The organism is Kitasatospora sp. NPDC058965, from assembly GCF_042741245.1.
In the GTDB taxonomy this organism is placed as follows: domain Bacteria; phylum Actinomycetota; class Actinomycetes; order Streptomycetales; family Streptomycetaceae; genus Kitasatospora.
Map to the genome: position 1 here is coordinate 1 of NZ_JBHYKG010000123.1, position 7,516 is coordinate 7,516.

At 73.1% G+C, this 7,516-nt stretch carries 7 protein-coding genes; 3 read left to right on the forward strand and 4 right to left on the reverse strand.

All coding sequences use genetic code 11. The features are described from left to right. Window positions 1–103: 103 nt before the first annotated feature. Window positions 104–1,621 carry an NlpC/P60 family protein gene (locus ACFW1A_RS20780; RefSeq protein WP_380410593.1) on the reverse strand — a complete coding sequence of 506 codons (1,518 nt, stop codon included), beginning with the start codon at window positions 1,619–1,621 and terminating at the stop codon, window positions 104–106. A 353-nt stretch (window positions 1,622–1,974) separates the two neighbouring features. On the opposite strand from ACFW1A_RS20780, the gene ACFW1A_RS20785 reads away from it, so the two are divergent. Both ACFW1A_RS20785 and ACFW1A_RS20790 read left to right on the forward strand, forming a co-directional pair. Further along, the gene (locus ACFW1A_RS20785) at window positions 1,975–3,144 is read left to right on the forward strand and encodes an anion permease (RefSeq protein ID WP_380410594.1); all 1,170 of its coding nucleotides are present in this window, start codon (window positions 1,975–1,977) and stop codon (window positions 3,142–3,144) included. 8 nt (window positions 3,145–3,152) lie between these two features. Then, complete coding sequence (locus tag ACFW1A_RS20790) at window positions 3,153–3,377, forward strand: hypothetical protein (protein ID WP_380410595.1); 225 nt, start codon at window positions 3,153–3,155, stop codon at window positions 3,375–3,377. Between the two features lie 77 nt (window positions 3,378–3,454). Here the strand turns inward: ACFW1A_RS20790 and ACFW1A_RS20795 are convergent, their stop codons facing one another. Both ACFW1A_RS20795 and ACFW1A_RS20800 read right to left on the reverse strand, forming a co-directional pair. After that, entirely contained in the window at window positions 3,455–4,987 is a 1,533-nt protein-coding gene (locus tag ACFW1A_RS20795) for an MDR family MFS transporter (RefSeq protein WP_380410609.1), read from the reverse strand. 125 nt (window positions 4,988–5,112) lie between these two features. Next, a complete protein-coding gene (locus tag ACFW1A_RS20800; protein ID WP_380410596.1) occupies window positions 5,113–5,616 on the reverse strand; it encodes a MarR family winged helix-turn-helix transcriptional regulator in 504 nt (167 codons plus the stop codon). A 154-nt stretch (window positions 5,617–5,770) separates the two neighbouring features. Here ACFW1A_RS20800 and ACFW1A_RS20805 point away from each other — a divergent pair, with 154 nt between their 5' ends. Further along, on the forward strand, window positions 5,771–6,838 hold the full coding sequence (locus tag ACFW1A_RS20805) for a DUF3533 domain-containing protein (RefSeq protein WP_380410597.1): 1,068 nt from the start codon (window positions 5,771–5,773) through the stop codon (window positions 6,836–6,838). A gap of 10 nt (window positions 6,839–6,848) precedes the next feature. On the opposite strand, the gene ACFW1A_RS20810 is transcribed toward ACFW1A_RS20805, so the two are convergent. Continuing rightward, a complete protein-coding gene (locus ACFW1A_RS20810) occupies window positions 6,849–7,379 on the reverse strand; it encodes a GtrA family protein (RefSeq protein ID WP_380410598.1) in 531 nt (176 codons plus the stop codon). Window positions 7,380–7,516 lie beyond the last annotated feature (137 nt).

Here is a 7,516-nt window from a genome sequence, read left to right on the forward strand (position 1 = left end):
GTCCGGTTCGCGCCCGCCTCGGGCCGGTTGCCCGGAGGCGCGCCCGCGGGTGCCGACGGCCCGACGGGGGACGGGCCGCCGGCACCGGCGGGTGGCCGCGCGATCAGTGCGAGGGCGTCGCCGAGGGCGAGGTGCCGGACGGGGTGCCGCTGGGCGAGCCCGGGGCGGACCCGGACGGCGAGCCCGAGGCGGAGGCGCTCGGGTCCGGGCTGCTCGACGGGCTGGGCGAGCCCGAGGCGGACGGGTCGGGCGAGCCGGAGCCCGACGGGGAGCCGGAGGCGCTCGGCGACGGGACGACCGGCGACGGCACCGCGGTCGGCTGCGGCGGCGTGACCGGCAGCACCGGGAGCAGCGCGGGCAGCGGCGGCACCGCCGGCAGCCCCTGGACGGTGCCGAGCGAGGGCGCGATCGGGGTCAGCGTCTGGGCGTTCTGCAGCACGTCCGGCACCTTCCAGGTGCCGCCCTTGTCGTCGGCGCCCGACTCCGGGTCCGGTCGCACCGCGCCCAGGATCGCCCCGGCCCCGCCGATCGGCGACACCCGCACCACGGCGCCGGTGTGCGGCGCGACCACCACCAGGCCGCCGCCGATGTACATCGCCACGTGGGTGGCGCCCTGGTTGTAGAGCACCAGGTCACCGGGCCGCAGCTGGTTCAGCGGGACGTGCTGCAGCGCCGCCCACTGGTCCTGGCTGGTGCGCGGGATCTCCTTGCCCGCGTGCAGCCACGCCTGCGAGGTCAGGCCCGAGCAGTCGAAGGTGCCCGGCCCGATCGCCCCCCACTCGTACGGCTTGCCCAGCTGCTGCAGCGCCCAGGCCACCGCCTGCCGGCCGGCCGCCGACGGGGTGCGCTCGCCCTGGCCCAGCGCGCCGGAGGCCAGGAAGGCCATCTGCGCGTCGTCCGCCTGCTGCTTCTCCAGCAGCTCCAGGTCCTGCTGCTGGGCCCCGGTCAGCCCGGACACCAGCTGCTCCACGGTGGCCAGCTGGCGGGCGATCTCGGTCTTGTTCTGGTCCTGCTGGGCCAGCATCGCGGTGGAGTCGGAGAGCGCCGCGGCCGACTGGTCCTTGAGCTTCTGCAGCTCGCCCTGCTCCGCCTTGAGCTGCGCGACGAAGGCGGCCTGCGACCGGCCGGCGGCCGCGAGCAGCTCGCCCAGGTGCACCACCTGGTACGGGTCCTCGGTGAGCAACAGCTGGCCGTAGGCGGAGAGGTTGCCGTTCTGGTACTGGTCGGCGGCCAGCTCGGCGGCCACGTCGGTCCCGGTGTCCACCAGGCTCTGCTGGTCCGCCAGCTGCTTGTCCAGCGCCGCCGCGGTGCTCTGCTGGGCGGCGAGCTTCTGGGCGGTGGCGTTGTACTGCTCGGTGGCCACCTCGGCGTTCTGGTAGAGCAGGTGGATCTTGTCCAGCAGCGGCCCCAGGGTGGCCTTGGCGTCCGCCAGCGGGTCGGCCCCGGCCGAGACGCCCGGCACCGCCGGCGCGGTCACCGGGGCGGACGGCGCGGGCAGCGGGTCGGCGAACGCCGCCCCCGCGGCGGCCGGCAGCGCCAGCGCGGCCACCGCCAGCACGGCCCCGCAGCGCAGGGCGGCCCGCAGCCACGGCTGGCTCCCGAAGGTCTGGTCTCGCCGCACGGCCCACATGGCCGGCCTCCCCCACTGATCCGCCCACCGGTCGCGGGCCCCCGCCCGATCCTGCCATGCGGACGGGCCGGCGCGGCAGACCGGCCCCGGCGAACTGAGGGAATTCTCACCCGGCCCGCACGGTGACGCAGATCTCACCGTTTCCCTCGCAAGCCGGACAATCCGCACCAACCACCGGATAGGACCAGTTCAGGTCACCTTCAAGATGCCTGCAAGCAACCCCTCGGACATGCAGAACTCCAGGAATCCGCGGCCAGTTAACCTTCCGTTCACTCGCCATCCCTACGGTCACGGCAGAGACAGCGGAACCACGTCAGTCCCTCACCTACGACGATTGTTTGGTTATGGAACACATCACGTTCCTGGTGGCGGTGGTGATCGTCACGGCGCTCGCCTTCGACTTCACCAACGGCTTCCACGACACCGCCAACGCGATGGCCACCTCCATCGCGACCGGCGCCCTGCGACCCAAGGTCGCCGTCACCATCTCCGCGGTCCTCAACTTCGCGGGGGCCTTCCTGTCGGTGAAGGTGGCCGGCACCATCTCCGGCGGCATCGTCAACGAGAAGGCGGGCCTCCACCCCTCGGTGATCTTCGCCGCGCTGGCCGGCGCGATCCTGTGGAACCTGCTCACCTGGCTGCGCGGCCTGCCGTCCAGCTCCTCGCACGCGCTCTACGGCGGCCTGATCGGCGCCACCGTGGTCGCGGTCGGCCTGCACGGGGTCAACTTCTCCGTGGTGGCCAGCAAGATCCTGATCCCGGCCGTCGCCTCCCCGGTCGTGGCCGGCCTGGCCGCCTGGGGCGCCACCAAGGCCGCGTACCTGATCACCCGTCGGGCCGGCGAGAAGACCGCCACCAAGGGCTTCCGCAAGGGCCAGATGGTCTCCGCCTCGCTGGTCTCGCTGGCGCACGGCACCAACGACGCCCAGAAGACCATGGGCATCATCGCCCTGGCCCTGGTCTCGGTGGGCGCGCTGCCCAAGCACTCGCTGCCCCCCACCTGGGTGATCGCCAGCGCCGGCCTGGCCATCGCGCTCGGCACCTACATGGGCGGCTGGCGGATCATCCGCAGCATGGGCAAGGGCCTGGCCGACGTCCAGTCGCCGCAGGGCTTCGCCGCCGAGACCGCCACCACCGCGGTGATCCTGACCTCCTCGCACATGGGCTACGGCCTGTCCACCACCCAGGTGGTCACCGGCGGCATCATGGGCGCCGGCCTGGGCGGCCCGAAGCGCCAGGTGCACTGGAGCATGGCCCGCCGCATGGTCTACACCTGGGGCCTGACCCTGCCCGCCGCCGCCACGGTGTCCGGCGCCGCCGCCTTCGTCGCGGACCGCGGCACCTGGGGCGTGCTGCTGGTCGGCGCCGCGCTGGTGCTCGGCTCGGGCGGCATGTGGGTGCTCTCGCGCCGCCAGCCGGTGACCGCGAACAACGTCAACGAGGTCACCCCGGTCGAGGTGGCCACCGCCACCGCCGGCACCCCGGCCACCGTCTCCACCACCGTCGCCGCCTGAGGACCGTCATGAACATCAAGTGGGCCGCCCTCGCCGACACCGCCGGCATCAGCTTCGTCGTCACCGTGGCCGTGGTCGCCGCCTTCGCCCTGGGCATCCTGGCCCTGGCCAAGCGCGACACCGCCGTCGAGTCCGGCACCGGCCGCGGCACCCTCGCCCTGACCGGCGCCGCCGTCTGCTTCACCGCCTGTGCCGCCGTCACCGCCTACGGCATCAGCCTGATCGCCGGCTGACCGACGCCGGCCGATCCGGCCGCGCACACCGCGAAGGGCCGCCCGGAAGCTCCGGGCGGCCCTTCGTCGTCGCCGGGTCAGACCCGCTCGGCCACCGGCTCGGCCACGGCCGGCTGCTCGGCGGCCCGGGTGCGCAGCGGGACCTCGCGGATCAGCAGGACCACCAGGAAGGCGACCAGGGCGAACGGGGCGGCGACCAGGAACACGGTGCCGATGCCGTGCCCGAAGGCGTCGGTGACCAGCGGGACCAGCGGGGCCGGCAGCGTGTGCAGGTCGGGCAGTTCGCCGCCGCCGGGAGCGCCGGCGGCCGGCAGGTGGGCCGCCCGCAGGTTCTCGGCCAGGTAGTGGGTCACCTTGGTGCCCAGCAGCGCTCCCAGCGCCGAGACGCCCATCGCCCCGCCCATGGTGCGGAAGAAGGTGACCGCCGAGCTCGCGGTGCCCAGTTCCTTCACCGGCACCGTGTTCTGCACCGCCAGCACCAGGTTCTGCGAGGTGAGGCCGAGGCCGAGGCCGGTGGCCAGCATGTAGAGCGAGAGCAGGCCGTAGGGGGTGTCGGCCCGCGCGGTGCCCAGCAGGGCGAAGCCGAGCGCCAGCAGGAAGGTGCCCGCCACCAGGTAGCGCTTCCACCGGCCGTACCGGGTGATCAGCCGCCCGGCCGCCGCGGAGGAGACGGCCAGGCCCAGGATCATCGGCAGCGTGAGGATGCCCGCCATGGTCGGGGTCTTGCCCCGGGCCAGCTGGAAGTACTGGCTCAGGAAGGTGGTCGCGCCGTACATCCCGATGCCGACCAGCGCGCTGGCCACCGCGGCCAGGCTGACCGTGCGGTGCCGGAACAGGCCGAGCGGGATGATCGGCTCGGCCGCCCGGCGCTCGGTCAGCACGAACAGCACCGCGAGCAGCAGCCCGCCGCCGACCATGGCCGCGGTCTGCCAGGAGGCCCAGGCGTAGTCCTTGCCGGCCAGCGTCACCCAGATCATCAGCAGCGACACCGCGCCGGCGATCAGCAGCGAGCCGAGGTAGTCGATCCGCGCGGCCCGCTTGACCACCGGCAGGTGCAGGGTGCGCTGCAGCACCGCGATGGCGATCAGCGAGAACGGGATGCCGACGTAGAAGCACCAGCGCCAGCCCAGCCAGGGGGTGTCGACGATGACCCCGCCGATCAGCGGCCCGCCGATCGTGGCCAGCGCGAAGACCGCGCCGAAGTACCCGCTGTACCGGCCCCGTTCGCGCGGCGGCACCATCGCCGCCAGGCAGATCTGACCCAGCGCCACCACACCGCCGGCGCCGATGCCCTGCAGCACCCGGCAGCCGATCAGCTCGGCGGTGTTCTGCGACAGGCCGGCCAGGGTCGAGGAGACGATGTAGATCACCAGCGCGATCTGCATCAGCAGCTTCTTGGAGACCAGGTCGGAGAGCTTGCCCCAGATCGGGGTGGAGGCGGTCAGGCTGAGCAGCGCGGCGGTGATCACCCAGGTGTAGGCGGACTCGCCGCCGTGCAGGTCGCCCAGGATGGTCGGCAGCGCGTTGGAGACGATCGTCGAGGAGAGGACCGCCACGAAGAGGCCGAGCAGCAGCCCGGAGAGCGCTTCGAGGACCTCCCGGTGCGTCATCGGGCGGGCGGTCGGTCCTGAGGTGTCGGTCGGGTCGGGTGCAGCGGTCACGGCGGGTCCTTAGATTCGTTGCCTTAGGCAACCATAGGCCCGTTAGTTGACTAAGGCAACCTTCTACCCGGACCTCAGGACGTCCCGTCCTCCTCCGGCGCCAGCTCCGGCGCGCGGTACTGCCGCTGCGCGGTGTCGTTGAACCGGGCCAGCAGCCGGGCGAACTGCGCCAGTTCGGCCGGCTCCCAGCCGCCCAGCAGCTCGCGGAACGAGGCCAGCCGCGCCTCGTGCGCCCGGCGGTAGCGCCGCGCGCCGTCCTCGGTGACCGAGACCAGCCAGGCCCGCCCGTCCAGCGGGTCCGGCTCGCGGGCCACCAGGCCCAGCTCCTCCAGCGCCTTGATTTGCCGGCTGATGGTCGCCTTGCCGACCCCGAAGTGCGCGCCCACCTCGGTGACCCGCACCTGGCCGCAGTCGTGCAGGTGGGCCAGCAGGCTGTACGCCATCCCCTCCAGCTGCGGGTGCACCAGGCGGGACATCTCCGCCGAGCGGGCCCGGCCGCGCCGGAACATCACCGCCACTTCGCGCTCGACCGTGCGGAAGACCGCCTCCTGCGCCGCCCCGGTCCGCTCCTCGCCCATGCGCCCACCGCCGTCCACCAGCCGATTCCCGCCGCCGCCCGGCGCGCGATCAGTATCCACCAGGGCGGCGCGGGAGATCCCTACGGCGAACCGTTGATGCTATGAAGTATCAGATTCACACCCTTTGTCCGCTCTTGCCCCGAGGAGAACGCCGTTGTCCGGCCAAGGCCAAGGCTTCGTCAGCGAGCTCAAGGACGCCGTCTCCGGCCGCTCGGCCCTGCTGGTGGTGGCGGTGCTGCTGCTCCAACTGGGCTTCATCACCTCGTACGTCGGCGCGCTGCACGACCCCTCGCCGCACCAGCTCTCAATCGGCGTGGTCGCCCCCGCCGCGGTGCAGCCCAAGCTGATCGCCGCGCTCGACCAGGTGCCGGACGACGCGGTGAAGCCCAGCGCGGTGGCCGACGAGTCCGCGGCGGTCGCCCTGATCAAGGACCAGCGGATCTACGCCGCGCTGCTCTTCGACCCGGCCGGCACCCAGGACACCCTGCTGGTCGCCGAGGCCCGCGGCGCGGCCGCCGCCACCGCCGCGACCACCGTCGTCACCGCGCTGGAGCAGGCCCAGGGGCGCACCGTGGCGGTGCGCGACGTGGTGCCGCTGGCCGCCGGGGACGCCAAGGGGCTGTCGTCGTTCTACCTGGTGGTGGGCTGGTGCGTGGGCGGCTACCTGGTCGCCTCGATCCTGGGCATCAGCGCCGGCTCGCGGCCGGCCAACGTCAACCGCGCCCTGATCCGGGTCGGGGTGCTGGTGCTCTACTCGATCGCGGCGGGGATCGGCGGCACGCTGATCGCCGGGCCGGTGCTGCACGCGCTGCCCGGCTCCGTCGCCGGCCTGTCCGCCGTGGGCAGCCTGGTGGTCTTCTCGGTCGGCCTGGTCACCATGGCCCTGCAGTGCTGGTTCGACGTGGTCGGCATCGGCCTGGCGGTGCTGCTCTTCGTGGTGCTCGGCAACCCGAGCGCGGGCGGGGTCTACCCGCCGCCGCTGCTGCCGCCGTTCTGGCGGGCGATCGGCTCCTGGCTGCCCAACGGCGCGGGCACCGAGGCGGCCCGCTCGATCGCCTACTTCGACGCCACCAACCTGACCCGCCCGCTGCTGGTGCTGGCCGCCTGGGCGGTGCTCGGCTTCGCGGGGGTCATGGTGGCGGTGGCCCTGGCGCCCCGCGGCGGTCGGCCGCAGGTCGCCCCGACCGGGGACCGGGTGACGGCCGCGCCGACCGGGGCCTGAGCCTGCGGGGTCAGCCCACCCGGGCGGGCGGCTCGGTGTGCCGCTCGGTGGTCTCGTCGTCGGCGCGCGGGGAGGTGAAGACGAACTTCTTCATCGCCCAGTAGCGGAACGCCATCGCCACCAGGGTGCCCAGGATCATGCCGCTCAGGAAGTCGGAGACCTCCTGGGTGACGTGCGTCACGTGCGGCTCGCGCAGGTTGAACACGTACCGACTGGCGAGCAGCGGCAGGTCGTTCACGCCGACCGCGATCGCGCTGACCACGATGAACGGGATGGCCTCCTTGTGGCTGCCCTCGGACCGGAAGGACCAGGCCTTGTTCCACAGGTAGGAGACCACGGTGGCCAGCGCGGTGCCGATGGTCAGCGCGACCACGGGCTTGTTCTGGCAGACGGTGAGCTTGAGCCCGTAGTTGATCACCATGGTCAGCAGGAAGCAGGTGCCGCCCACGACCAGGAACTTCACCAGGCTGCGGTGCTGGATGAGGAAGGGGCGCAGCGGCCCGGGCACCTTGGCCAGGGCTTTCTGTGTAGGCGACGGCATTGGCGCAGTGTCGCACAGGAACCCGATCCGCGTTCACCCGACTCCCCGGATCGACGCACCGCACCGGCTGCGCCGATCCCGGCGCCGGATGTGGTAGTGCGCCGACCGGCGGACCCACGGGTCCCACCGGTCGGCGC